At 37.1% G+C, this 25947-nt stretch carries 19 protein-coding genes and 2 tRNA genes; 6 read left to right on the top strand and 15 right to left on the bottom strand.

Annotated elements, in window-relative coordinates; genetic code table 11:
• The first annotated feature begins 112 nt into the window (after positions 1–112).
• The 3 genes from ACSZOX_RS04085 to ACSZOX_RS04075 are packed head-to-tail and all read left to right on the top strand — an operon-like array spanning position 113 to position 3442.
• Positions 113–1291, top strand: a complete 1179-nt coding sequence (locus ACSZOX_RS04085; protein ID WP_437918534.1) for a glycosyltransferase family 4 protein — start codon at positions 113–115, stop codon at positions 1289–1291.
• Positions 1276–2298 carry a lysylphosphatidylglycerol synthase transmembrane domain-containing protein gene (locus ACSZOX_RS04080; protein WP_437918532.1) on the top strand — a complete coding sequence of 341 codons (1023 nt, stop codon included), beginning with the start codon at positions 1276–1278 and terminating at the stop codon, positions 2296–2298. The genes ACSZOX_RS04085 and ACSZOX_RS04080 overlap by 16 nt, the downstream gene beginning before the upstream one ends.
• Positions 2279–3442: a glycosyltransferase family 4 protein gene (locus ACSZOX_RS04075; RefSeq protein ID WP_437918530.1), complete on the top strand. Its 1164-nt coding sequence runs from the start codon at positions 2279–2281 to the stop codon at positions 3440–3442. Before ACSZOX_RS04080 ends, ACSZOX_RS04075 begins: the two co-directional genes overlap by 20 nt.
• Before the next feature lie 52 nt (positions 3443–3494).
• Here ACSZOX_RS04075 and ACSZOX_RS04070 read toward each other — a convergent pair.
• Positions 3495–3579 (bottom strand) — tRNA-Ser (locus ACSZOX_RS04070).
• 91 nt (positions 3580–3670) lie between these two features.
• A complete protein-coding gene (locus tag ACSZOX_RS04065) occupies positions 3671–4195 on the bottom strand; it encodes a YceI family protein (RefSeq protein WP_437918528.1) in 525 nt (174 codons plus the stop codon).
• A gap of 192 nt (positions 4196–4387) precedes the next feature.
• Here ACSZOX_RS04065 and ACSZOX_RS04060 point away from each other — a divergent pair.
• Positions 4388–4461, top strand: a tRNA-Arg gene (locus ACSZOX_RS04060).
• An 882-nt stretch (positions 4462–5343) separates the two neighbouring features.
• Here ACSZOX_RS04060 and ACSZOX_RS04055 read toward each other — a convergent pair.
• From ACSZOX_RS04055 to ACSZOX_RS04005, 11 genes are all read right to left on the bottom strand, one after another.
• Complete coding sequence (locus ACSZOX_RS04055; protein ID WP_437918526.1) at positions 5344–6153, bottom strand: serine O-acetyltransferase; 810 nt, start codon at positions 6151–6153, stop codon at positions 5344–5346.
• Between the two features lie 88 nt (positions 6154–6241).
• Positions 6242–8014, bottom strand: a complete 1773-nt coding sequence (locus tag ACSZOX_RS04050) for a family 2A encapsulin nanocompartment cargo protein cysteine desulfurase (RefSeq protein WP_437918524.1) — start codon at positions 8012–8014, stop codon at positions 6242–6244.
• Between the two features lie 26 nt (positions 8015–8040).
• Positions 8041–8967, bottom strand: coding sequence for a family 2A encapsulin nanocompartment shell protein (locus ACSZOX_RS04045; RefSeq protein ID WP_437918522.1), 927 nt, complete (start codon positions 8965–8967; stop codon positions 8041–8043).
• A gap of 757 nt (positions 8968–9724) precedes the next feature.
• Positions 9725–10441: a hypothetical protein gene (locus ACSZOX_RS04040; RefSeq protein WP_437918520.1), complete on the bottom strand. Its 717-nt coding sequence runs from the start codon at positions 10439–10441 to the stop codon at positions 9725–9727.
• A 126-nt stretch (positions 10442–10567) separates the two neighbouring features.
• Complete coding sequence (locus ACSZOX_RS04035; protein WP_437918518.1) at positions 10568–11215, bottom strand: response regulator; 648 nt, start codon at positions 11213–11215, stop codon at positions 10568–10570.
• Between the two features lie 22 nt (positions 11216–11237).
• Positions 11238–13028, bottom strand: coding sequence for a tetratricopeptide repeat-containing sensor histidine kinase (locus ACSZOX_RS04030; RefSeq protein WP_437918516.1), 1791 nt, complete (start codon positions 13026–13028; stop codon positions 11238–11240).
• Positions 13029–13200: 172 nt separating this feature from the next.
• Positions 13201–13443 (bottom strand): hypothetical protein, encoded by a 243-nt coding sequence (locus ACSZOX_RS04025; protein WP_437918514.1) that lies wholly within the window; start codon positions 13441–13443, stop codon positions 13201–13203.
• Positions 13444–13554: 111 nt separating this feature from the next.
• Positions 13555–17997, bottom strand: a complete 4443-nt coding sequence (locus tag ACSZOX_RS04020; protein ID WP_437918512.1) for a chemotaxis protein CheB — start codon at positions 17995–17997, stop codon at positions 13555–13557.
• Positions 17998–18011: 14 nt separating this feature from the next.
• A complete protein-coding gene (locus ACSZOX_RS04015; protein ID WP_437918510.1) occupies positions 18012–19499 on the bottom strand; it encodes a GAF domain-containing protein in 1488 nt (495 codons plus the stop codon).
• Positions 19500–19741: 242 nt separating this feature from the next.
• Complete coding sequence (locus ACSZOX_RS04010; RefSeq protein WP_437918508.1) at positions 19742–20479, bottom strand: DUF6796 family protein; 738 nt, start codon at positions 20477–20479, stop codon at positions 19742–19744.
• Positions 20480–20807: 328 nt separating this feature from the next.
• Positions 20808–21338, bottom strand: a complete 531-nt coding sequence (locus ACSZOX_RS04005) for an NAD(P)H-dependent oxidoreductase (protein WP_437918506.1) — start codon at positions 21336–21338, stop codon at positions 20808–20810.
• Between the two features lie 99 nt (positions 21339–21437).
• Between ACSZOX_RS04005 and ACSZOX_RS04000 the strand changes: the two genes are divergently transcribed.
• Both ACSZOX_RS04000 and ACSZOX_RS03995 read left to right on the top strand, forming a co-directional pair.
• Positions 21438–21794, top strand: a complete 357-nt coding sequence (locus ACSZOX_RS04000; protein WP_437918504.1) for a winged helix-turn-helix transcriptional regulator — start codon at positions 21438–21440, stop codon at positions 21792–21794.
• A gap of 179 nt (positions 21795–21973) precedes the next feature.
• On the top strand, positions 21974–22768 hold the full coding sequence (locus tag ACSZOX_RS03995; RefSeq protein WP_437918502.1) for an N-acetyltransferase: 795 nt from the start codon (positions 21974–21976) through the stop codon (positions 22766–22768).
• 124 nt (positions 22769–22892) lie between these two features.
• Here the strand turns inward: ACSZOX_RS03995 and ACSZOX_RS03990 are convergent, their stop codons facing one another.
• Complete coding sequence (locus tag ACSZOX_RS03990; protein WP_437918501.1) at positions 22893–23486, bottom strand: pentapeptide repeat-containing protein; 594 nt, start codon at positions 23484–23486, stop codon at positions 22893–22895.
• A gap of 71 nt (positions 23487–23557) precedes the next feature.
• Positions 23558–25804, bottom strand: coding sequence for a beta-N-acetylhexosaminidase (locus ACSZOX_RS03985; RefSeq protein ID WP_437918499.1), 2247 nt, complete (start codon positions 25802–25804; stop codon positions 23558–23560).
• Positions 25805–25947: the final 143 nt, after the last annotated feature.

Below are 25947 nucleotides of genomic sequence, written 5' to 3'. Positions count from 1 at the left end.
GAATCGTTTAGCGAATGTAAATACCATTAAAAATTTCACAAAGTATTAATATTCAATCACTATTTAGGAAATATCATCAACGTACTTTCGTAAAATAAAGAAACTTGACTACATGATAAAAGTAGCATTTTTTGCAGAAATACTTATCGAAGATTTTGATGGCGCATCGCGCACGATGTTCCAAATTATCAACAGGATTGATCCGAAACGATTTTCCTTTCTATTTATATATGGAAAAGGAACTGACCAACCTGTAGAGGGACATGCGTCTTTACGTATACCAACCTTAAATACTGGTCTTAATAAAGATTATAGTTTTACCATGCCAGCGTTAGCTAAGGAACAAATGCGAGAAGAGTTGGATAATTTTAGACCAGATGTCATTCACATCGCCACACCATCATTATTAGGATTTGCAGCACTTCGCTATGCTCGTCAGCGTAATATACCTGTCCTAAGTATCTATCACACAAACTTTGTTTCTTATATCCCATACTATTTCCGCAAGCTTCCTGCTTTAATAAAGCCTATTGAAAAATGGATAATTGGCGCTAGTCGTCGTTTCTACAACAGCTGTGACACCGTTTATGTGCCTTCTCAATCTATGATCAAGCAATTGGAACAATTCGGCGTTGACTCCGAAAAAATAGCACTATGGCAACGTGGAATCGATCTCAACCTTTTTAATCCGAAAAAACGAAACATATCCTATGTAAAACGTTTAACAGGTAATGAAAAACCGAATATTCTCTTTGCCAGCAGATTAGTTTGGGAAAAAAATGTGCAAACGCTCATCGACATTTACAATAGGCTAGAGCGTTCAGGACTTGCCTATAATCTTATTATCGCGGGGGATGGCGCTGCAAAAAATGATATGATGTTACAAATGCCGAATGCTCTTTTTTTAGGAAAACTTGAGCACGAAGATCTAGCACAATTGTATGCATCTTGTGAAGTCTTTGTTTTCACGTCCACATCAGAAACCTACGGAAATGTCGTCGTTGAGGCCATGGCTTCTGGTTTGCCTTGTATTATCGCAGATGGAGGAGGAAGCTCAGACCTAATCAGACACCAGCACACTGGGTATAAATGCCTTCCCAAATCTCCAGAAGATTATATTATCTATATAAAACTTTTACTTAGTGATCCTGAGCTACGCCAAGTAATTACTAATGCCGGATTAACTCAAGTACAGCAACTTGACTGGGAGAAGTTAACAGACCGTTATTTTTCAGAAATAACGAACTTGGCAGCGTCCACCAATAAAGACTTGGTATGGACCGTATGTTAAACGACAAAAAATGGCTCCGATACACCCTAATATTAAGCGTTATCATAACTTTATTTATATTTATTTTAAATACTGATTTTAAAACAATTATAACTGAAATTTCAAAAATTGGAAATAAATTTATCTATATCCTTGCTAGCACTGTAACTGCCTATATTTTAGGAACTATCGGTTGGTGGGTCTGCCTTGGTGAAGAACGAAAAAATATCAGTATCTGGCGTCTCTTCGTTATTCGTCAATTAGGAGAAACTGTTGGTTTATATAATCCTTCTAGTATAATTGGTGGTGATTTACTTAAGAACGAACTATTAAAATCTTATAATCTATCCAAGAGCGCAACGGCGGACTCTATCATTGTATCCCGGCTTACAGCTGTTTTATCTCAATTGCTGCTTTTCATAGTCTCTACAATATGGCTTTTTACGAATACAGATTTACAGTTTCCGTTTCAAATCCAAATACTTATTCTAGTGATATTATCGTTTCTCATTGTTTTAAAATCTTTTATACTACTTTCTTTAAACAAAAAAAATAATTCTAAAACACCGTCTCTCTCCTTCCCAAACAATCTAATTAATCGTATAAGATCGAGCATACAAGAACTTATTAGACAAAGCAGGTCTTTTTTTCAGGAAAAAAACCATGTGTTCTGGTTGTCTTATGTATTCTTTCTATTGCATTGGTTGGTTGGTAGTATAGAATTTTATCTGATTTTAATTTTCATGGGATTTGATTTACACATTATGCACGGTTTATTGTTAGACATGGGCGTAATTATTTTCAAAAGTGTAGGTGCGTTTATCCCAGGACAGTTGGGGGTAGAAGAACTAGGGAATAAACTCGTTTTAAATGCAATTGGCATACAGTCGGCTGGGGTATGGTTAGCGGTATCCATATTAAGAAGATCACGCCAACTCTTTTGGATTATGGTAGGTTTCATCTGCTATTTTTTTGTAAAGAAAACACCTGCCTTTAAACTTATGAGTCATGGAAGTACTATTCGTTAGTCATAAATATCCTCCATCTACAGGAGGAATGGAAAAGCAAAGTTTCGAACTCATTCGTGGAATGCAATCTCGTACCGTCGTCCATAAAATTGTTTATACAGGAGAAGAAACCTACATTCAATTTTTTAGACAGCTCAATAATCGGATCTTAAAAATGGTACATATTCATCCTGAAATCGGTCTTATCCATTTCAATGACGGACTTATTGCTGCCTTGAGCTTATCGCATAGTGGCTACCAACATGTTAAAAGAGTTGTTACGGTACACGGTTTAGATGTTGTCTTCCCTTGGTCTGTATATCAACGCTTTATTATCAATAAATTTAGAAAATTCGATCATATTATTGCAGTCAGTCGTGCTACAGCAGAAGCGATCATCAAAAGAGGTATACCAAAAGAAAAAGTTTCCGTCATTGTAAACGGTATTGATCATACATTAGCTGCAGACTATCCTCAATCCGCTGTACATAATGTACTGCAGAAATACGGTATACCTGAGGATAAAAGAATCCTGATCACACTCGGCCGCCCTGTTAAGCGTAAAGGTTTTTCATGGTTCATCCGCGAAGTGTTACCACAATTGCCATCTAATGTATTCTTGGTGATGGTTGGGCCTTTTGAGGAAAACGTCCAAGCAAAGGAAAAATGGCTAAGTATTCTCCCGAATAAGTTAAGGCACCTCTATATGTTATTCATGGGTTATCCATCCGATCAAGCGGAACTGCGTAACGTGTTAAACCACACACAAAATCAGCAGAGATTAAAACATGTAGGAAAAATACCTTTAGAAGACCTCAAAATTATGCTTAATTATGCGCATGCCTTTCTCATGCCCAACATTCGGGTCGAAGGTGATATGGAAGGTTTTGGTCTAGTTTGTCTAGAAGCAAGTATGTGTGGTACACTTGTATTTGCTTCTGACATCGAAGGAATAACAGATGCTATACACCATCAAAAAAATGGCATCCAGGTAGCACATCAGGATGCCGAAGCTTGGAAAAACGAAATTCTTGAATCGTTAAAAGATATAGATTTTCACAAAGATCGACGGAAAAACTATCGAGCATTCACGCTAGAGAACTTCAGCTGGGAGAAAATGGTAGATAGCTATCTCCAGTTGTTTGAAAAAATAACAAGAACCTAAACTTAATTTCCCTTAATGCAAAAATCCTTTCATTTCTGAAAGGATTTTTCTGCGGAGAGTGAGGGATTCGAACCCCCGGACCTGTTACAGTCAACAGTTTTCAAGACTGCCGCATTCGACCACTCTGCCAACTCTCCGCGACAAAAGTACGAATTTTCTTATTCCTGCCAAATTTTATTTCATTTTTTTAAAGAAAATAGCAACGTATTTCTGTAACCACACTGATTGTTAACTCAGTATAAACTGAATATCGCCTGTTATTTTCACTTCATCACCGACCATTACCCCTCCAGTTTCTAACGCTGCATTCCAAGTTAAACCAAAATCTTCCCGATTTACGGATCCCGCAAATGAAAAACCTATTTTTTCGTTCCCCCAAGGATCCTTTGCTTTTCCTCCGACCTCTATTTTAAAAGTTACAGCTTTAGTCACATTTCTGATAGTAAGATTACCAATAACCTCATAATTTCCGTCGTTCCCGCCCTTTACTATAGTTGAATCAAATGTAATTTCGGGATACTGGGTACTATTGAAAAAATCTTCACTTCGTAAATGTTGATCCCTTTGTTCATTTTTAGTATGAATAGAGGCCGATACAATCGCTATACGTACTGATGCTGTTGATAAATCGTCCGGATCTCCACTCATACTGATATTAAAATCCTGAAAAAAACCTTTCACACTAGATATCATCATGTGTCTCACTTTGAATTCGATTTCACTGTGTGCCTTGTCTAAATTCCATGTAGCCATAATTGTTTCTTTTTTATTACTAAACCCTCAATGCAATAAATTGTTTCCATCGATCCTCTAATTTGTAACTTGGAAACATAAACCAAAAAATATGTATTTGTATTGCAATAAGTTATTTGCCTCTGTATAAAAAATCACTATTTTATTTTGTAAAACACCTGCAATTTTCTACTTTTGTAGCACTGAAAGGAAGCGCCAATAGCTCAGCAGGATAGAGCAACGGTTTTCTAAACCGTCGGTCTCAGGTTCGAATCCTGATTGGCGTACAAAAAACCTCTTTATTTAACGATAAAGAGGTTTTTTATTGGATATCCATTATTTCTACCGTTATCAACTTCACGACTATCACAAAATTTCACTAATTAGTTAACATACAGTAACAAGAGACAAATCCAGATAAATTTCCTCACGAGCTATCCGAACAGTACGAAAGTAAAAAACAGAACGACCACAAAGAAATTTTGATCCGATTTGACCCAAATTGAACCGATCTGACCCTTTCTGCCCTATTTCCGGCAAGGAACAACAAAAAATCCCCCATAAACGACATTAAGTCTGAAGCAACCCGATGTAAGTTTGTCTCAACCGCATATGAGTCTATCACAAACGCAACTGCTTTTATCGCAAACTAGAATGAGTTTATCATAAACGCAACCAAGTTTGTCGCAAATGTAGTCAAGTTTGTCGTCAGCTTGCATCTGACACCCCAACCGCATATCAATCTGTAACAACCGCGATTGCTTTTGTCACAAACGCGACCAAAGTTGTCACAACCGGAACCAAGTCTACGACAAACGCAGTTGCGTTTATCACAAACTAGGTTCCGGTTACGACAAACTTACATCAGGTTATGACAAATTTTTCTCATATTTCCTTTGATTCTGCCAGCATTGCATAGTAATCAAAAGGTCCGGCTCGCAGTAACTGTCAACAAGGTTCAAGCGCAGAAGTCGCAGCTAACCGAAACAGATTGCCTACTTGTAACTACTTTCGCTTCATCTTATTTTTAGATCACGGCCTATTTCCCCCATATCATTCCAGTTTCAAGAAGCGTCATCATCTCTCTATCTAATTCCTGGACTCTTTCCCAGATTATAGAAACAAGACTCATTACTTATCTCGTAGGGTATGGTGAAAGAAAGGTAGTATTACTCAGTAGGTGCGGAATTCACAAATTCGGTATTCGGCCGATGATAAACGGTTGTGTAAGGCGCCACACTTGAAGTAAGCCAAACGTTTCCTCCTATAATAGAATGATGCCCTACACGCGTCTCCCCTCCCAAGATAGTAGCTCCAGCATAAATAATAACATGATCTTCGATAATAGGATGCCTTCGCTGTCCAGCCAGCAACTTATCGACACTCAAAGCCCCCAACGTAACGCCCTGATACAACTTCACATGATTGCCAATTACTGCAGTTTCACCTATTACCACACCTGTTCCATGATCGATGTGCAGAAAACGTCCTATAACCGCTCCAGGATGTATATCTATGCCCGTACGCTCATGTGCATATTCCGTTAAGATACGAGGTATAAGTGGAAGTCCATCCAACCACAAGCGGTGAGCCATTCTATACATACAAGTAGCCAAAAAACCCGGATATGTTCGGATTACTTCTCTGATATTCTTGGCCGCAGGATCTCCTTCTAGAATAGCTTCTGCATCTTCCATCATCAACTCATATAAAGCAGGAAGCATTTCAAAAAAATTATGCACAATATAACGGTGATCAGATTGTGCACAATCTCTACTTTTCAAAAGTAAATCGTAAAGCTCATTTTCCAAGATCGTAAAACTAGCTTTAACAGCCTCTAAAGTCAATAACTTTTTGGAGTTTCGTTCCGGAAAAAGTAACCGAAACACATCTCTCGCCCATTCCCAAATACGCACATTACTAGGCATATCGTGAGCTTCCTGTTGGCGCAAAAATAAATGTTTATAAAATTCTTCCATATATCTCAACTTCAAACGATACACTTTTTCGAAACATACAAATAAGTTGATGAGCCGGTATTGTGACCAACCCATCAACACTAACACACTAAAAGTAACGACGATTATTTCTCGCTAGTTGATCTATCGTTCGAGCTAAAAGATCTATCTCTTCATAAGTATTATAGAAAGCAAGAGAAGGTCTCACCGACGATTCATAACCTAGTCGTCGCAATATTGGTTGAGCACAGTGATGTCCCGTACGAACAGCTATTCCTATCTCATTCAAAGCTTTGCCTACATCAGCATTGGTATATCCTTGTAAAGTAAACGACAATACACTTGTTTTATCTTGAGCTGTACCAATTAATTTAACGCCTGGTATTTCTTCAAAAAGTTTAGTGGCATAGATTAAAAGATCATGTTCATACTGGTAAATCTTCTCAATACCTATATGCTGAACATACTTGATAGCGGCACCTAAGCCTACCGCATCTGCAATATTTCCAGTTCCTGCTTCGAATTTATTCGGAGCTTTATTGAAAACAGTTTTCTCAAATGTAACATCGTTAATCATGTTCCCCCCTCCTTGGTAAGGATTCATGCTGTTTAACAATTCCTCCTTCCCAAACAAAACGCCAATACCTGTAGGACCAAAAATCTTATGTCCTGAAAAAACAAAAAAATCGGGATTCAGATACTGCAGATCTATTTTTATATGCGATACGGACTGTGCTCCATCCAACAAAACTTTTGCTCCCACTTGATGTGCAAGTTCAATAATGGCTTTTACTGGAGTAATTGTACCTAGCGCGTTACTAACATGGGTAAATGCCACCAATTTCGTCCTGTTATTTAACAATTTCACATAACCTTCCAACAGTAAGTTCCCTTGGTCATCAACTGGAATTACATGGATTTTAAAGCCCTTACGCTGACTAAGAAGCTGCCAAGGGACGATGTTTGCATGATGCTCCAGATGACTAATAATAATCTCATCATCTTTTGTCAAATGCTGTTCTCCCCAACTACTAGCCACTAAGTTAATTGCTTCAGTTGTTCCTCTGGTAAAAACAATTTCATTTACCGAATCCGCATTTAGGAAATCCTTTATAACTTCTCTTGCATCTTCATATGCATCTGTAGCCCGGGCCGCCAAAACATGTGCTGCGCGATGGATATTAGAATTCTCATGTTGATAAAAATGCGTAATACGATCAATAACGACACTTGGCTTCTGCGTCGTAGCCGCGTTATCTAACCACACTAATCTCCTACCATTGATATACTCATTTAAAATGGGAAAATCCCTACGCACAGCCTCCACATCCAACCGTTCAACAGCATGTGATTGATTTTCATGTGATTTCACGGCAAAGGCATCTGCGTCACCTCGACTTTTACCTTCAAAGAAATAATAAGAGCTCTCACAACCTTGAAAAGGCATCTGTAACTCACCTGAAAAAGGTAAGGTGGAGCCCACAGCTAATCCTTTCAGCTCCTGAAGCTGTTCGCGATATGCTCCCTCGAATGGCAATAGAAAATTAGTAGATTGTTGTTCACTGCTGGCTACCAAACCGGGTTGTTTCCCCTCGCCCGCTACAGATTTCGGAATCTTCCCATCAAAATAGCCTAAATCATTAAAACTGGTCGTTGGATTATGCAAATCAAAGCCATCAACAGCCACTGCAGAGTCGACTCCATTTTGGGTAAAAGTCGGAGAAACCCGGCTATGCTTCGTGATATCGAACAGATTTTGGTCATGAGATTCTACCTCTGCAACGGGTTCTGCTATCGAATCGGCCTGGAATGGAATAGCTTGAAACTGTTTATTTGCTATTTCCTCCAATATTTTTTCAAACGCAATAGTTGGATTCGACATATATTCTCTATTTTTTAATTTTAAATCTATTGATAATGATACTCGTGATATTTCGTAATATCAACATCATCCAACACGGCTACAGCGTCATCCACCAAAATAACCAACGAGCAATAGAGCGAAATAAGATAAGACGCAATTGCTTTATCATTAATCCCCGTAAATTTTACCGATAATCCGGGCGTCTGTTCACCTGGCAAATTCGGTTGATAAAGGCCTATTACCCCTTGTCTGGTTTCTCCGGTTCTTATTAATAAAATTTTGGTCTTTCCTTTCACAATCGGCACTTTATCACTTGGAATCAGAGGAATGCCACGCCAAGTCAAAAATTGCGATCCAAACAAGGAGACGGTGGGTGGTGGAACGCCTCTTCTTGTACATTCGCGACCAAAAGCGGCAATAGCTAATGGATGCAACAAAAAGAACCCCGGTTGCTTCCAAACTTTTGTAATCAACTCGTCCAAATCATCTGGTGTAGGTGCTCCTGTTCTCGTCTTTATAACTTGCTTTCCGGCTACATTACTCAGCAATCCATAATCACCATTATTAATCAACTCACTCTCTTGTCTTTCTTTAATTTTTTCAATTGCCAGACGTAATTGTTCACTTATTTGATTATAAGGCTTACTGTAAAGATCTGATACACGTGTATGTACATCAATCAATGTATTCACGGCATTCAGGTTATATTCACGTGGATTTTCGTCATAATCCACAAATGTATGTGGCAATACACTCTCATCCCGACGCGAACAATCCACCTGTATAGAATCCTCTCCGACAACTTTGTTAAGTCGAAAAACACCAGACTCGACAGGGACCCAATTAAGTAAATGCACAAGCCATCGTGGTGAAATACTTTCCAATTGCGGGGCTGTACGTGTAGCAATAGCTAAATGTCTTGCTGCGACATCACCTAAAGCTGTTTGTTGTTGTTTTGATTGATCACTCATATAATAAAGATTACTTGTTGATTTAGTGAAAAGAATGATAGCATCCACCCCATCTATTTGAAGGCTATACTATTGAAAAATACAGTTAGACAACTTCGAGTTTAATACAGACCGAGAATAAAAATAAGCTACAAATAAATCTGTACGACACAGGAAGAGCCTATCCATTTAAAGACTAGAATTACATCAATGTGGGACAATAGGTAAAAACACTAAGTTTTAAAAGTGCCACATATCTTACAAATAGACAAGCGTATACAGGTAGCTATCCACACATTCGTGAAAAAAAAATTACACCGAAGTGGGAAAACGAAAAAGGAGATTTTAGATTTATGAATGTTAGTGTTTTCATACTGTTAATATTAAATACAATCGCTGCCAACGCCTATTGATAACGAATCTGAAGTAAATGTAGTAATAAAAAAATAAAATCTACCATAATAGTAGATTTTATTTTTTTATTACTCGAGCCTTTATCCACTATGTTGATGGATCGCAAACGCGTTTCGCATCAATATCTCAGTTATGTGCGCCTCATTAGGAATAATACTGCAGCTAAAAAAACACTAGTTGAACCGTTAAGCCATTTTTTTACCACGGCTTTTGCTCTCTATTATTGCCATTTCCTTTCCAGCGGCTATTTCTACTCCGACACGATTTTTATAAACTTTAATTTAATCCAACAAGATAAAGCGAATAAAGCATAGTTTTATCTGCATGAGTAATTACGAATAAGGAATAGAATTGATCAATTTCTTTATAAATCCTGAAGCAACTTTGCTGTACCTAAACCAGCAGGAAATATTTTTCGACCTGTTTTTGCCTGTTGATCAAATCCATTTATTCGTTCTGCTATCTCATCAGATTCTCTCACCAATCGACCTGATCCCAACTCAATAAAGCGCGACTTATCCTCATCTGTAATATTTTTCTTTATGCAAAGAATACCCAACGTATATTTAATAATCACTCCATCCAAATACTCGCCAGAGAATACCATAGCAAACTCAGCTCGTTCCTTCTCAAACTCGGAATTGACTTTTCCATAGATTGTAAACTTATTTCCCGAGCCCGAGATTGCAGTTACTGCACTTGTATCAACCGTACTAATAAAGTTTTTACCGATCAACTGAATGGTAAAATCTTCTTTTTGATTGAAAATATGAAGGTATCCGTCATTGAACACATAACCCGGCTGAATTTGATCATTGGGCACACTGGTTTTTACAAGTTCCACTGGTGAGAACTTAAAAAATCCATCTATTATAACAGGATTCGTACCACTATTAATTTCTAGCCCCAACTTCCGTAAGGAGTCAAGATACTGATCGGGTATAATTTCTTGAATTTTCTTTTCCAACACCTCCTCCTTTGCTAAATTTTCATTAATTTTTTGTGCATCGTCTTTTCCACAAGCATAAAACAACATGCTCAACAGGCTTCCTAGTGAGCAGATAAAAAATAGTTTTTTCATTTTACTTTAATTATCGGTTTCTAAATAATAGTCTAATATTTGAACGTTTTAATCTTTGTCAGATTTCTAAATCAAAATTAGCCTACTACAAAATGAAGAACTATACCACAAAGGGTGATTTTGGGGTTAAATCAAACCCTTTTGCCTAGCTTTTAGAATCGCCTCTGCACGACAAGCCACATGGAGCTTCTTATAGATATGTTTAATATGCGTACGTACCGTTTCATAGCTTATAAAAGATTTATCAGCTATCGTTCGGTAATCGTTGCCCTCCATCATAAGAGTTAGGATTTCTCGTTCTCGGGCACTAAGTTTTATTTCATCCTGGTCAGGTGTAATAAGAATCACATTTTGATGAACGAAAAAATCCATAACCTTCTGTGCAATAATCGAGGACATAAAAGCACCTCCTTTATAAACATCGCGTATAGCATCCAGTTGTTTTGCAGGATTATCACTTTTTAGAATATACCCTGATGCTCCTGCACATAAAGCTTTAAATATTTTCTCGCTGTCATCAAAAACCGTCTGTATTAGGACTTTTACTTCCGGAAATTTCTTCTTTAGTGACTTTGTTGCCTCAATTCCAGAAATCAATGGCATTTCGATATCCATCAAAATAACGTCGGGTTTACAAAATTCGACATCAGCTTCTATTTGACGCGCATTTGCGAAAGCACCAACCATTAGAAAACCGTCTGTACCGCCAACAATCGCTTGCAGTGCTTCCCGTATAAGTTTATTATCTTCAACAATTGCTACCCGAATATTCATCCTAATTTACCTTGTTTTAAAGCTAACCATTTCGTTTTCCATATAATATCCCCTTTTGGGGTATTTTAAATTGAATTACAAATAAAGTTCCTCCCCCAAAATTGCTTACAACATTCACCTTGGCATCGATTTCGTGCGCTCTAGCCTCTATATTATCAAGTCCATTCCCTCGTCTAACGTTTTGCAAATCAAAACCATTGCCATCATCTTTTATGGAGAGAACTCCATTATGGTCGTCAACTATCAATTCAATTTTGAGCTCCTTACAATTACTGTATTTGAAAGCGTTATGTATAATTTCCTTTCCCATCAAATAGATGTTCTTTCTTTGAATCATATTGAGCGTTATTTTATCTAAATTTCTGGGGATGCAAACCTCTACATGTACGCCTTTAGGACCACATAATTGCAACGAAAAGTCTTTAAGTCGACTAATCAAATTTTTGAGTGTATCCTGCGCAGGATTAACCGCCCAAACGATATCGTTGAGTTTACTCACCATTTCTCCAGCATGCACCTTAATCACATCAAGTGAAGTCGACACGGCAATTGTATCTTCTTGTTGCACTTGTTGTTTCGCGATGTAACTGTACATCGCAATTCCACTTAAGGTCGCACCGATTTCATCATGCAAATCCTGACTAATATGGCTCCTCATTTGCGCCAATTGTAAGCGTTGTCGATAAAAATAGCGGTAAGCAAAAAAAACGATTAACAATAGTAGCAACAACAGTAGTGAAATATATAAGCGTACATTCGCCTCTGCTTGTTGTTGCTTTGAAGCCGCCAGTTCCAGATTAAAAAAGAGTCGCTCATTTTCAAGATCTGCAATAAGCAAACTTTGAATTTGTTTATTATTTCGGCTATATATCTCTTGTTGAATTTTAGATTTTAAGTTCAACACTTCTATGTAACGATCCTTCTGATTCAATGCACTATATATTTCGATAGCTTTATCCAAAAACATCAAACTAAAAAAGTCATTCAACTGTTTGTTTGCGTGAAGCAAAGCCAAACCCTGATCTAAAAATTGCAAAGACGCCATCTTATCGCCCGTTGTGTAAACACACTCTGCCAACCCTCCATAGGTATTTAGTTCAATATCCACCTCTTGGTTACGTTTAGACATGCTTCTTGCCTTCTCAAAATATAATTGAGCATGCTTAGGTTGTTTATTCAATAAATAAGCAATTCCCAATGACAGACTAGCTGTAGCTTCACCACGCGACGATTTTATTTGAATTGCTTTTGTTAAGGAAAGATGTCCATAATATAATGCGCTATCAACTTCTCCTTTTTTTTCGAACGCCTCCGCTAAATTTCCATAGATATGATGAGGTTTAGACAGCTCAATATAACTTGTAGCATAAGGCGGTTGCTTCACGTATGTTAATCCCTTCTTTAAATACAAAACTGACTGAGCCAAACTATCTTTAGTTAAATAAAATAATCCTAAAAAATTGTAAGCGTCAGCTTGTAAAACGGAGTCTTTTAAAGAATTGGCGATATGGAGAGCTCGCCAAGATTCTTGGAGACCAAGTTCGTGAAGGTTATTGTAGTAAAAAATTTCGGCTTGCCGACTCGTTAAATAATAGGAAAACAACGTAGGCTTTCTGTAATGTATTTTTAGATCTATTCGATTAAGCCAAGCTTGAGCAGAATCGTATTGCTCAATTTCCATGAAATTATCTGCAGATTGAAATGCTTTACGCAAGAGAAGCTGCTCAGCAATCGGGGCATGCTCCCTATATTCGTTCTGAGCGAATAAAACAAAAGGAATTATAACCCACAACAACAGAACATACCGTATCATATATAAATATATTCAAAATTATGCAGTCAAGAAATAGCAGTTTATCAAGCAACTAGTAGCAGTAATATGAAAGTTAATTTCTTTTCTACTTCTTCTAAAAAATTCCAATTTTATTTTAGTCTCATAGAACCTCGCTTGCACAAACCTATTATTGTATTCTCTATAATTGTCTTTATTTCCAATTGAACTGGAAGAGCACAATAGGTACTTTTTGTTCTTGGCTGGGCGTATCGAAATTGTCCAGTTTTATTTGTTCTTCTTTCGAATTCAAAAAATTGGAAGGTGATTTTTCCACCAATCCATATCGATTATTATGAGCTGTTATCATTAGAATATAAACACCGAGCAAAATATGACTAACCAATACGCAAATTAATAATCTATTTAATTTGCGTTTTAAGTGAACTACTTCCATAATTTAAATAACTTATATATAGAAGACGAACCATCAGACAAATTGGTTGCATTATCGAATCAAAAAAGTGTAGAGAATTATTTTGTTCAGACGATAACCCTAAATACAACTTTACGAATCTTTACTTCTAGAGTCTAGAGGTATAACAAACCAAAATGTTGAACCTTCTCCCTCGACACTATCAACCCCGATATATCCATGATGACGTTCGATAATATCCTTACTAATAAACAGTCCTAAGCCAAGTCCAGAATACTTAATTGACTCTTCAACGCGAAAAAAACGATCGAACACCAGTTCTTTCTTATCATTCGAAATCCCGATTCCAAAATCCTTCACCGCTACACGTACGCCTTCTCCAATTTGCTCATTAACTTCCACAATAATTTTATGGGCACTTGGAGAATATTTAATTGCATTAGAAAGGAAGTTAATCAATACTTGTTCAATTCTATTGCGATCGGCAGATATGCGTAAATGATCTACGGAATTCAAGAGAATATCATGCGGAATATCCTCGTTTACAACATCATTTATCACATCTTTCACCAACTCCTTAAGGTCGAATTCTATATAATTAAGCTGCATTTTCCCCGAATGTATCTTTGTAACATCCAATAAATCATTAACTAAAAAAGTCAACTTATCTGTTTGTTTTAGGCTTTTGGTTAAAAAATCCTTTATCATATGCGTTGGTTTTTCCTGACCAACAAATTTTAGTCCTATTTGAAGCATACCTTTCAGACTTGTAATAGGCGTCTTCAGTTCGTGACTTGCAATACTCATAAATTCATCTTTTCGGTTCATCAACTCTCGCGTCGCAAGTTGGGATTTAACTAATTCCGTAACTTCAAAACCAAAAAATGCAATGCCATCTATCTTTTCTTCCTGATCAAAAATTGGTGTAAATAGATAATCTATCCATGCTTGCCCCACCTCATTTCCATGCATATCAAATTTAGCAACCTTAAAAGCTTTACCAGAAAACGAAATACCTTGATCCAAAATATCTTTATCAGATTGATAGAGCCGTTTATCTACACAAATTTTATGAGCCTCTTCAGAAGTTAACCCTACTAAATCGGCTTCCGCATAAAAACTCTTGAAAGCGGTATTCGTATACTCGTAAGTAAGTTCTCTCCCTCTTCGCATAGAAATTATAGCAGGAGCATTGGCAAAAAGTTTATAAAATTCTTTTTGCTGTCGAAGAATGAAATCTTGCAATTCTTGTTTTTTTCGTTCCGCTTCTTTGACGTTCGTTACATCTACAACAGAGCCCACCATCCGATATGCCACACCGTGCTTATCATGCTGTATGCTACCTCTGTCTAAAATTTCTGCATAACTACCGTCAGCTTTCGCGAATCGATATTCTGACGACCACGTTGTTTTTTGTTCATTTATTGCGTCATAAACACTGCGTTGCACGATTGAGCGATCATCCGGATGAATCTTATCAAACCAAAATGCCACCGTATTCGTTTCGGAAGTCATTTCATACCCGAACATTGTACCAAAATTCGGGCTTCGCCAAATACTATTATTAACAAGATCCCAATCCCATATCGTATCATTTGTCGCCTGAGAAACCATCTTAAATCGTTCTTCACTTTTCGTTAAACTCAATGTTCTTTCTCCCACTCGTGTTTCGAGTTCATTATTTAATTTCTTTAACGATTCCCGAACGTGTATCAGTTCATTATAGTTCTTTCGCAAGCTTTGTTCCCCATTCTTTCGTTCAGTCACATCGGTATAAGTAACAGCCAATAAATCACCCATCTTGGTCGCTGTCACGATATACCAATTTTGATCATCAAGCTGAATTTCGGTCTGAATGTTCTCGCCTGTTCTTGCGATTTCCTTTAATTGTTCGAAAAGTCGCTCATTAAATAAAGCAGGCATCTGCTTATGTAATAATAAGCCAATAAGCTTCTGATTGTTATATCCAGAAATTTTTTCAGCCATACGATTCGCAGCATAACACTTGAAATCGCTGACCTCCTTCTGCTGATCCTGAAGCGTAGTAAAAATAAAAATAGCACTTAAACTGGTTCTAAAAACACCCGTTATAATGTTATTCAGTTCATACAGTGTCGTGATATCTACAAAAGTAACGACTACTCCATCAGTTTTACCATCTACACGTAAGTAGGGCATGACGCGCATTAAACAAATCCGACCATTTCTCAATGCAACTTCACGTTCAGGCAATGGAGATTCACTTTGTAGCACCGTACTAATATCTGTTAAAAAGTGATCATAATTAATATTATTAGAGATGTGCTTAATAGGTCTTCCAATATCACTCTCTATCAAGTTTACCATATCGATAGCTGCTGGATTAAATTTTCGTATTCTCCCATTGCCATCGACAAAAATTTGCCCAATATCTACACTTTTAAAGTAGTTATTCAGATCATCATTGAGTTCTATTAAATCTATTATTTTTTGCTGATGTTCGGCATTCAACGTGTGCAACTCCTCGTTAAGGGATTGTAATTCTTCATTGCTTGATTGTAGTTCTTCATTGGCAGAAAGAAGTTCTTCGTTACTGGACTGTAACTCTTCGTTTGTGGTATCCATTTCTTCAATTGCGATTTGAAGATTATTACGTACCTCACTCAATTCGTTCTCCAATTCAATCATGTAAGTTGTTTGGTGTTCATCTGCTGTTATGAATGATTGTGGGCTTTGCGTTTCAACCTCGGATTCCACCTGACGAAAAACGATAAGTGTATAGGTTTTTTCCAAGTCAGTACCAGCGGGACTTACATCGATATTTACAAAAATTTCTTCTGTAGCATTTTTTATTCGAACGCGTCTAAGCGATCTAGCAGAATTCTCTTTCCATACAGACCGAATTGTATTATTCAACAAATAGGAAATCTCTTTGGAAACCATCTTTAATAAATTAACTTCCAACTTTTTATCTGGAAGAGATAAAAAACGTTTATAATGTCCTATCGTTTCTCTGACTTCGAAATTTTTATCAATAAAAATTCCTACATAACCATATTGCTCTAACAAAAATTGTTGAAATTGCTCTTCAGATGTCTTCTTTACCTTTTTCTTGAAATTTATTGGAAAGGATCGTTGAACACCAGGCCGCTCTACCCCGGTAAACTCAGCAGTTCTAGCAATAGCATTCGTTTTCTTAAAGATCTTCCATTTACTACTTACATCTTCAACACCTTCCCGTATCGGCGCAATAGCCTCACTAGGACCTAAAAACAAATATCCTCCTTGGTTTAAAGAAAAATGGAACGTTGTCAATACCTTGTGTTGAAGTAAAGGATTCATGTAAATTAACATGTTCCTACAGCAAATCAAATCATTTTTTATAAAAGGAGGAGCTTTGATCACATTATGCTTCGCGAATACTACCTGCTTTCGAATATGGGGAACAACAGATATACGTTGCCCATCAACGATAAAATATTCTTCAAAAAGTGTTGGTGGAATTGATTTTTGAAACGACTCTGGGTAACTGTTTTTTGAAGCAATTTCTAAACTTACTTCGTCTATATCTGAAGCAAAAATCTTCACTTCAATATTTTTATCTTCTCTTTTAAGATATTGATCAATGAGTATGGCCACAGAATAAACCTCCTCACCGGTGCTACAGGCACAAATCCACACCTTGATAGAATCATCTGATGTTTTTTGTTCGACAATATGAGGAATAACTTTATTTTTTAAAATGTCGAAGGCCGCTTCATCACGAAAAAACTGCGTAACACCAATCAAAAAGTCTTTTCCCAAAATTGCGATTTCTTCTTGGCTATTTTTTAAGACTTCCACATACTGGTCAACCCTATCCAAATTTAATACTTTCATACGACGACCTATCCGACGAAAAATTGTAGGTGTTTTATAAAGTGAGAAGTCATGTCCTGTATGTACATGAACAAGCTCAAAAAGTTTATTCACCACATATTCTTCTATTTCACCTTGTTCTAGGGCACGAATGGGGGCCTGACTGATATAATCTTCGATTTTCTCGAACATGTTGGCCGTGTCGACAACATAGTCTACATTTCCCGACTTAATAGCACTTAAAGGCATACTATCAAACTTCGCCGCCGTGGGATCTTGCACGATAACCATACCACCATGTTCCTTAATCGCCTCGATCCCAACAGTACCATCACTTCCGGTTCCAGAAAGAATAACTCCAATAGCTTGATTCTTACTATCCTTAGCTAAACTAACAAAAAAGTTATCTATAGCATTATTTGGAACCCTATCACCTTTTTTCTCAAGATGTAAACGCCCATTTCTAACTGTGATAAGTTTATCATTTGGTATTACATAGACACGTGAGGGTTCTATAACTTCATTTTCCGTTGCCTCTAACACCTTCATATGCGTATGCTTGGAAACCAACTCTACAAGTAGACTTTTGTAATCAGAAGAGAGATGTTGAATCAGTACAAATGAGACATTGATGCTCGAGGGAATACGGTCAAAGAGATCGTGAATAGCCTCCAATCCACCTGCCGATGCTCCTATACCCACTACATATTGTAAAATTGGATTCTGTTTATTTTTCATTAGTAAAGCAAATATTAAGAATCATGTTCCAGTAGAAAACTTCGTATGCTGTTTGCAATCTGTAACTCTTGTTCATGCCAAGGCTTCGCTGTTTGATGAACTGTCTCCATCCATATCTTGAATGAATTCCGAGGATGATAAACCAAACCTCCTTCCTCAAAATTTACTGTCTCATGCGGGTTGCCTCCCCATTCTATTGTTTTTATAAACTCAGGTCTAAAACAGACAATATATTCTGCTCCTCGATTTGATATCGGGATTACTAACATTCCACTTGTAATCTCGTGAACCTCTTCTGCTTCTTCTAAATCGCCGACAAGATGGTGAGTCGAATATACTTGATTGATATTCTTTGCCTGAAGCCATAGGAAAATATTGTCTAAGAAATCCCTGTTTGGTACGCTTCCTCGATGAAATTGTTTCCCTTCTGAAAATAACACAGTACCGGAAGCATCGAAGAGATTCAGAATATTCTGCGGACCATCAAATAGCCCTTTTTCTAATCCAAGTTTATAAACATTATCAATTATGGTGTTCCGATCGCGTTGTAAATTCGACACAAATTGATACTCTCTACTATTGATTATGGAAGAAATTTTGGTAGATATCACATTTGTCAATAACGCTAAATTGGTACAATCTTCAAAACTCAACTCGTAAGGGGAACTATGGTTACAGGAAATGAGTCCCCACAATTTGCCATTGTGCAAAACTCGCAGGGACATGGATCCCACTACCCCCATATTACGCAGATATTCCAAATGTACATCAGAAACTCCTCGTAAAAAACAAGTAGAAAGATCGGTGAACGCATTTGTTAGTGGATTAATCACTGGATAGAGACGCGCAGGTTCGTATTTTCGATTAGGTATGAGACGTATAGGATTTCTTAAATACAATTCTCTTGCCTGCTTTGGCACATCAGATGCTGGAAATGTCACACCTAAATAAGGTTCTAAACCGTTCGTTTTAACTTCTGAAATTACCGTACCGTTCCAATCCGCATCAAATTTGTACATCATAACGCCATCGATCCCCAACATACGTTTTAATTCTACCACGATCAGATCACATGCTTCCTGAAGTTCGTTTGTTGTATCTAATGTATCAACCAATTCTCTCACTTCCTGTACACCGCTAAATTTACTGTCGTAAGTATCGGACTCTGGTTGTATCTCTATAAAGTAGTAATGAGTATGTTCCATTATCCAAGCCGACATGGTGTGATGTGCCGGCTCTATTTTTAACGAGATACGTTTCTTTTTCCCATCTCCAAAACCTTGTAAAAAATCTTCAATACTTAATCCTGTCAAGTCATCCAGTTTTCTACCTATAATCTCCTGCACTTCAAGAAGAAAATACTCAACAATATTTACACTTACTTGAACAACGGTTAGATCATGCTTATCAACAAGAATTACAGCTCCATGTGGTTGGATGGTATTAATATGATGAATGGGAAGATTCCCACAAAATCCCGAATCAAAATTCGTTTTTTGCATAACTTTGCATGTTTGATAAAATACCAAAAGATGCAAAATAATGAAAAAGAAGGATGCCATCAATAGTAATAAGCCTTCTTTACTCATTTCAAGTATAAAACTCGCGAAAGGAAACAGCACCTTCTCGGAGCCCCATAAATATATCTCATATACGAAAAGAGGGACAGCGAAGTCCCTCTTTTCGTATATGAAATTTTAAAATAAACACGAAATCGCTGGAAGAGTTATTGCATCTTAATTACTCAGTTTCCAGTTCGCATATCTTTGTGTTTTAGCTTTTTAATAAAAAATACTTGGACTAACACAAAGAAAATAAAATAAGATATATTGAACGCTGCTGAACCGATAAATCCTTTAAAATCAGATGCTGGCAAAATAAGTTGTAAAGGCAATTGGTAAATCGTAAGAAAAAGAGGCGTCACCAATCCGGCCCACTTTGGGAACATGGTTTTTCCTGTAAAAATCAAAATCGAAAAAAGTAGCCAACCGATAAACATTACCAAAATAGCTGTGCCCCAAGTAATGTACAATGATTTTGTAAAAGCATTAGCCGTCTCCAGCAAGTAAGGATGAGCTATGGGATCTGTATGGTATATAGCCTTATGTATTTCCCCTACATAAAAATAAACCGCGTGCCCCAGTGGCGAAAGAAGAACACTGACGATAAGCATAAAATAAATCCCCAGAGCATACCATTTGGATTTATCAATAACAAATTGATAGGAAAGCCAAATTCCTGGCAGAAATAACGTGGCTGTCATTGCGCCAATTAAGGCCCCAAACATCAACCGATTAGAAGACCCCTCTAGCATGAGCACGGCAAGATCTACATCAACCTTACCCGCATAAGTCTCTGAGAATAATGGATAGTCCGCAGGGTTTACAGAAAACCCTGCTACAAACATATCTCCTACAATCCAGCATAAAGCTGCTAGAATTCCAGAAATTAAGGACCACCGTATTTTAGTTTGATATTGCATATTATTTTTTTTGAAACGATAAATTTTGACATAAGGAATGTATCTTACTAAAGGCATCTGCAGTACGCACAGTAGAAAAACACAAAGTCCCTCACATCGAACTCCTGCAAAAATAAAATGCCAAACTAAGTTCAAAGGCGTTGAGAAGGAATAAAACCTCCGCAAAAAGGAATATTATGTAATCAAAGAGACGAAAGAGTAAGTTTTAAGGCCTACTTATTCGACTCGACCGGATCTGTTTACACCTGATTCCCCAATCAAAAAACCCAACTCCTATCACATCGAATGTATTATCTCGGCTAATTTCAAACGAGAGGTCGTTAAAATGTTAAAATGATTCCAAAAAACTTAAATACAGTGGTACACTTCTTTCGATCCATTCTTGGGAGGTATTCAACTCAATGCCATAATATGCGAATAACGGTTGATAATCCGCTTTGATATACTCAAACGTTAATTCAAAAGGTCTAGTTAGCTCTCTCAATGTATATTTATATTTTTCTGCAGGACCATATTCATACTCATCCACACCTGCAGACATTGCTAAAGCAATCTTTTTACCAGCCATTTGATAACCACTTTTACTTCCATATGCCCATCCGTATATCAGTACTTCATCTATCCATTTCTTAAGAAGCGGTGGAGAGCTATGCCAATACACGGGAAACTGGAAGATAATTTTTTCATATTTTGTTATCCTCTGTTGTTCAGCAACCACGTCGATTTCACCTGTAGGATATGCTTGATACAAATCATGTATATGAAATCTGTCTGGATACTTCTTCAATTCTTCAATCCATCTCTTATTTATTAAAGAGCTTGCTATCGTGGGATGTGTAATAATAATCAGTATACTCATTTTTTCATCATCTTTTTTTTCTTCTCACAAAAATAACTAGCTATATTCTATTTTTGTGTATTTGCACCCTATTGTGAGGTACTATAAATAATGTAAGGAATGTCAAAAGTAAAGGAAACATCTACTAATTTTGAAAATAGAAGGGCATTGGGCGAAGAATGTTCGGAAGTCTACGCTACAAATATCATTGGAGGACAATGGTCTCTTGTAATCTGTTCCTGGCTCTTGAATGGAAAATTGAGGTTCGGAGAACTAAGAAAATTGCTACCAAACATCACAGAAAGAATGTTAAGCTTACAGCTCCGAAAATTAGAGAAGCATAAAATTCTAAAACGCGTAGTCTATGCAGAGGTACCCTCTCGAGTGGAATACGAGCTTACATCCATCGGTTACGATTTACGCCCTGTAATTCAACAGCTTGAACTTTGGGGAGATAAACATAAAGGTTTAGTTTAAATATAGGAAAAAGCGCCAAACAATCCCACGCCTTTTCTTGTTCAAGTGATGTGAAAATCTGATTTAGCTTGCTAAGTTATGCGGATAGCATATTGAGTTTTAGAAATCAATCCGACATCAATATTCGTTATTCTCGGTATCTTTGAAATTCAGAACGACACTCGGCGACACATTGAGACATGAACGAAATAAATATACGACAGGCAAATAAAAGCGATTATAGAGGCCTAGCCAAAATATGGTTACAGGCTTCTATAGTGGCTCATGATTTTATTGCAGAGAAATACTGGCATTTAAATCAAGAAGCGATGGAAACAGATTATCTCCCCCAATCAACGGTCTATATTGCCGAAGGAGTAAAAACCGCGTATGGATTCGTTGCACTGTTAGACACACATATTGCTGCAATTTTTGTGAAACCGGAATATCAAGGAAGAGGGATTGGTCGGCTATTGATAAAACACGTTATGAAATCACATAAAAAGCTGTCTTTAAACGTATTCCAAAAAAACTTTAAAAGTATCGAGTTCTATCAAAAGCTTGGTTTTGTGGTGACAGACGAGAGTATCGACGATAAAGTAAACGAAAGCGAATTTATTATGTATTGGTTTGAAGAGCTTAACACTCCTATTCCACTAAGCGCAATTTTTGACTACCATCCGTATGGTGCACAATGTACCACCGAAAAGCCTCTACCCCAGCTCTTGGAAGGTCAAATTATTGAAATTCCTTCGCTAGAAGACGACACTGTCTTTAATATTTTAGAAGAAAAAGGAAAAGAGATCGTCATTGCGAATCTAGATCGATATATCCTTCTACAGTTAATCTTAGACCAACTCTCCTGTTTTTATCAAGTACAGATCCGAAACGGAAGAATAACAATTTTAAATGCATTAAATGAAGAAGAACGGAACGAACGCTGGAAAAAATTTTATACTATTTATGAAAAATATTTCCAACCTTTTTCTAAATAGCGACTTTTTACGATTTGTTATCGTTTTCCGCTTTAGCATAATGGTACGCGTTCATACTTTAGCAAAAAAAATAAAGCTCATAAGAATTACTAGAGCGCTTGGATACCCTAGTTTTTTGTCATCACTATCGTATATCAAGATCGTATTTATACAATAATCCTTCAAGACCACCTGCCGAAAACCTTGCACGCTTCATTTTATTTATACTGGGATCAATTGTAAAATTTCTTGCACTCGTAAAATCCACTTTTTCAAGATTAGAAGTAACAAATTTTGCTCCTGCCAGATCACTTTCAATAAAAATACTTGCGGCCAAATCACTAGAAGTAAAATCTACTTCGATAAGTCTACAGGCTTCAAACACTGTATTCCTCATCTTTCTCCCGTAAAAAATACTATAATCCAACGTGCTATTAGCAAAAATAAATGAAAACATAAATGTGTTACATCCGGTAAAATCTACTCCAAGCAATTTGCAGCCTTTAAATCTTACATTTTGAAAACCCGTCCCTTCAATTTTTACCATGGATAAATCACAGTTTTCGAATGTGCAATCTTCGAAAATATTATCCCGAAGATCACTTCCATTAAAATCACAACTGGTAAATACACATCTGTTAAATTCGCGTTTGCGCAATACTTTACCGTGAAAATCTATTTTACTAAACGTCTTATCTTCATGAAAAACAGCATGATCATCACTTCTATCCATTTCCATATTTTTTCGCTAAAATCAATAAATATACTATCAAAAGTTACTTGGATTTCGTTTGTAAGTAGATAAGTTTATCAATCAACAGCTATCTCATCAATAAATATCCAGCTATCACTCCCCGGCAATGGACTTCCTACAGGGATTTTGCCTGGGTCTTTCAATGTTATCCTCACAAAACGAGCCTTTTGTTTGCCGACCAAGACTTTCACGAATCCATTCGTGCGTCTAATTTCCTCCACAGATATTTCCTTTAAATCTTCAAATATATGATTATCGGAAGATATAGAGATGTTAATTCGAGCTGGATAGTGAACCCCAATCCCTCTGTTTTCCAAAAGGGAAATCCCTACTTCAGAAAAAGTTGATGCTTTTACAAGATCTACTGTTGCGCAAACATCTGTTTTTATAAAACCTAACCAATGTTCTTTATGGAAAGCTTTTGATCCCAGAATACCATCCACCAGTATTGCTGCACCTCCCGCGGCATAAGCATCTTCTGGTGGCTTGTTTAGCATTATATGTTTGTTTGTCGCTTTGGACTCGACAAATATCTGTTCAGAAGTAGTGCTAATCTTTTGCCCATTCTCGAAATAAGCCGCTTTAACAACAGCAGCTCCATTCACACGAATAGGTCCCTGATAGATCATTGAATAGGAATTAGGCTCCGATCCATCCAATGTATAGCGAATATTTGTAGAATCTTTTGCCGTAGAAAGAACATAAGTTTTTGCAGTATTACTCGAACGAACCTGACCACGGATTTCATAAATAGCTCTACTGTAGTTAATATTTTGACGATCCAATTCACTAAAATGGCTAATAACTCGATTCTCGAACCCCTTATAATCAATAGGGTTCGATGTTCCCCAAGCCACTTCAGACAATGCCATCAGTCGCGGAAACAACATATACTCTACCTGTTTGAAGTTTGGAATATATTCAGTCCACATTGTGGCCTGCGTACCCAAGATATGTTGACGTTCTTCAGTATTTAGCATTTCTGGGATTGGATTATAGCTATATACTTGCGCTAACCTCAAATCGGCGGAAAAAGCCAAAGGTTCTGTTTGCGGATTTCCCTGATAATAATCAAAATACAAGTGTGAAGCAGGCGTCATTATAGCATCATGTCCACTTCTAGCTGCATGAATACCACCTTCAATCCCTGTCCAACTCATTACTGTCGCATTCGGAGCAAGTCCGCCTTCTAAGATTTCATCCCATCCAATGATTTTTTTACCTTTTCCATTGATATATTTCTCCATTCGCGTTATAAAATAACTCTGCAGCTCGTGTTCATCCTCTAGTGCCTCTCGCTTTATAACCTGTTGACAATGCGTACATTCTTTCCACCGTTTCTTCGGAGCCTCGTCGCCGCCTATATGTATATAATGACTTGGAAAAATAGATACAACCTCATCAATAACATCTTCCAATAGTTGGAACGTTTCTTCTTTGGCACAAAAAATATCGTCCGTCACTCCCCTTCCTGTCCACACTTCAAATGGTCCTCCCGTACATGAAAGTTCAGGATACGCAGCAAGAGCTGCTAGCGCATGTCCAGGCATCTCTATTTCCGGTATAACTTCAATATGTAAACTCGAAGCGTAAGCAACAACCTCTTTTATTTGCTCTTGCGTGTAATAACCTCCATATAAATCGGGATTTGCAATTGGCTGTTCATTCCCATCGAAAGGTATCCGTTTTCGAAATCCGCCAACCTCAGTCAACTTCGGATGTGATTTAATCTCCATACGCCAACCTTGGTCGTCAGTCAAGTGCCAATGAAATCTGTTAATTTTATAGGCTGCGATATAATCTAGAAACTTTTTGACCTCAGGTACAGAAAAAAAATGTCGGGATACATCAAGATGCATACCTCTGTAAAGAAATTTAGGATAATCGTCTATCAATAAATAGGCTATATATCCCTCCTCCCTATTCTCAGCACACAATTGCAACAAGGTTTGTATACCATAAAAAACACCTTTTTCATTGCCCGCAACGATACGAATTCCGGCATTATTAATCTCTAATTGATATGCCTCTTCCGCTTTATCCCAATCCTTAGAAACAACCAATGCTAATGTTTCACGATCGGCTGTCTCTGGCATTGGCTTGCCAAACAGAGCACCCCATTGCTTCTTTAAATAGATCGCTTCAGCACACTGATCCTTGGATGAAATACGTAATTCGCTTAAAGGAAATTTACCAGATCCTATAAAAATATCCTGCGGTTGCGGAATAATATTTTTTTGAGCAAAGACAATCTGAATCGATAAAAATAGGCCAATGAGTCCGCCTATACCTAGATACTTCATCTTTTAAATATAAAATAAACAATGTTTAGATGGTACAAAGATAACCTTTTTAAATAGTGTTGACACCCAAGTTCAAATAGGATGCTAAAATAAACTTTATTTTAATTGGGACAAAAGACGCTCCACTAAAAACCTTACCAACA

It is taken from the genome of Sphingobacterium sp. LRF_L2 (assembly GCF_965644235.1).
Classification (GTDB): domain Bacteria; phylum Bacteroidota; class Bacteroidia; order Sphingobacteriales; family Sphingobacteriaceae; genus Sphingobacterium.
This window is presented reverse-complemented; position numbering and strand designations above follow the sequence as displayed.

What these genes read in the sequence shown, in the direction of transcription:
- ACSZOX_RS04085 (WP_437918534.1), top strand. Translation starts at nt 113, where the DNA reads ATGATAAAAGTAGCATTTTTTGCAGAAATACTTATCGAAGATTTTGAT.
- ACSZOX_RS04080 (WP_437918532.1), top strand. Translation starts at nt 1,276, where the DNA reads ATGGACCGTATGTTAAACGACAAAAAATGGCTCCGATACACCCTAATA.
- ACSZOX_RS04075 (WP_437918530.1), top strand. Translation starts at nt 2,279, where the DNA reads ATGGAAGTACTATTCGTTAGTCATAAATATCCTCCATCTACAGGAGGA.
- ACSZOX_RS04065 (WP_437918528.1), bottom strand. Translation starts at nt 4,195, where the DNA reads ATGGCTACATGGAATTTAGACAAGGCACACAGTGAAATCGAATTCAAA.
- ACSZOX_RS04055 (WP_437918526.1), bottom strand. Translation starts at nt 6,153, where the DNA reads ATGGAAGAATTTTATAAACATTTATTTTTGCGCCAACAGGAAGCTCAC.
- ACSZOX_RS04050 (WP_437918524.1), bottom strand. Translation starts at nt 8,014, where the DNA reads ATGTCGAATCCAACTATTGCGTTTGAAAAAATATTGGAGGAAATAGCA.
- ACSZOX_RS04045 (WP_437918522.1), bottom strand. Translation starts at nt 8,967, where the DNA reads ATGAGTGATCAATCAAAACAACAACAAACAGCTTTAGGTGATGTCGCA.
- ACSZOX_RS04040 (WP_437918520.1), bottom strand. Translation starts at nt 10,441, where the DNA reads ATGAAAAAACTATTTTTTATCTGCTCACTAGGAAGCCTGTTGAGCATG.
- ACSZOX_RS04035 (WP_437918518.1), bottom strand. Translation starts at nt 11,215, where the DNA reads ATGAATATTCGGGTAGCAATTGTTGAAGATAATAAACTTATACGGGAA.
- ACSZOX_RS04030 (WP_437918516.1), bottom strand. Translation starts at nt 13,028, where the DNA reads ATGATACGGTATGTTCTGTTGTTGTGGGTTATAATTCCTTTTGTTTTA.
- ACSZOX_RS04025 (WP_437918514.1), bottom strand. Translation starts at nt 13,443, where the DNA reads ATGGAAGTAGTTCACTTAAAACGCAAATTAAATAGATTATTAATTTGC.
- ACSZOX_RS04020 (WP_437918512.1), bottom strand. Translation starts at nt 17,997, where the DNA reads ATGAAAAATAAACAGAATCCAATTTTACAATATGTAGTGGGTATAGGA.
- ACSZOX_RS04015 (WP_437918510.1), bottom strand. Translation starts at nt 19,499, where the DNA reads ATGCAAAAAACGAATTTTGATTCGGGATTTTGTGGGAATCTTCCCATT.
- ACSZOX_RS04010 (WP_437918508.1), bottom strand. Translation starts at nt 20,479, where the DNA reads ATGCAATATCAAACTAAAATACGGTGGTCCTTAATTTCTGGAATTCTA.
- ACSZOX_RS04005 (WP_437918506.1), bottom strand. Translation starts at nt 21,338, where the DNA reads ATGAGTATACTGATTATTATTACACATCCCACGATAGCAAGCTCTTTA.
- ACSZOX_RS04000 (WP_437918504.1), top strand. Translation starts at nt 21,438, where the DNA reads ATGTCAAAAGTAAAGGAAACATCTACTAATTTTGAAAATAGAAGGGCA.
- ACSZOX_RS03995 (WP_437918502.1), top strand. Translation starts at nt 21,974, where the DNA reads ATGAACGAAATAAATATACGACAGGCAAATAAAAGCGATTATAGAGGC.
- ACSZOX_RS03990 (WP_437918501.1), bottom strand. Translation starts at nt 23,486, where the DNA reads ATGGAAATGGATAGAAGTGATGATCATGCTGTTTTTCATGAAGATAAG.
- ACSZOX_RS03985 (WP_437918499.1), bottom strand. Translation starts at nt 25,804, where the DNA reads ATGAAGTATCTAGGTATAGGCGGACTCATTGGCCTATTTTTATCGATT.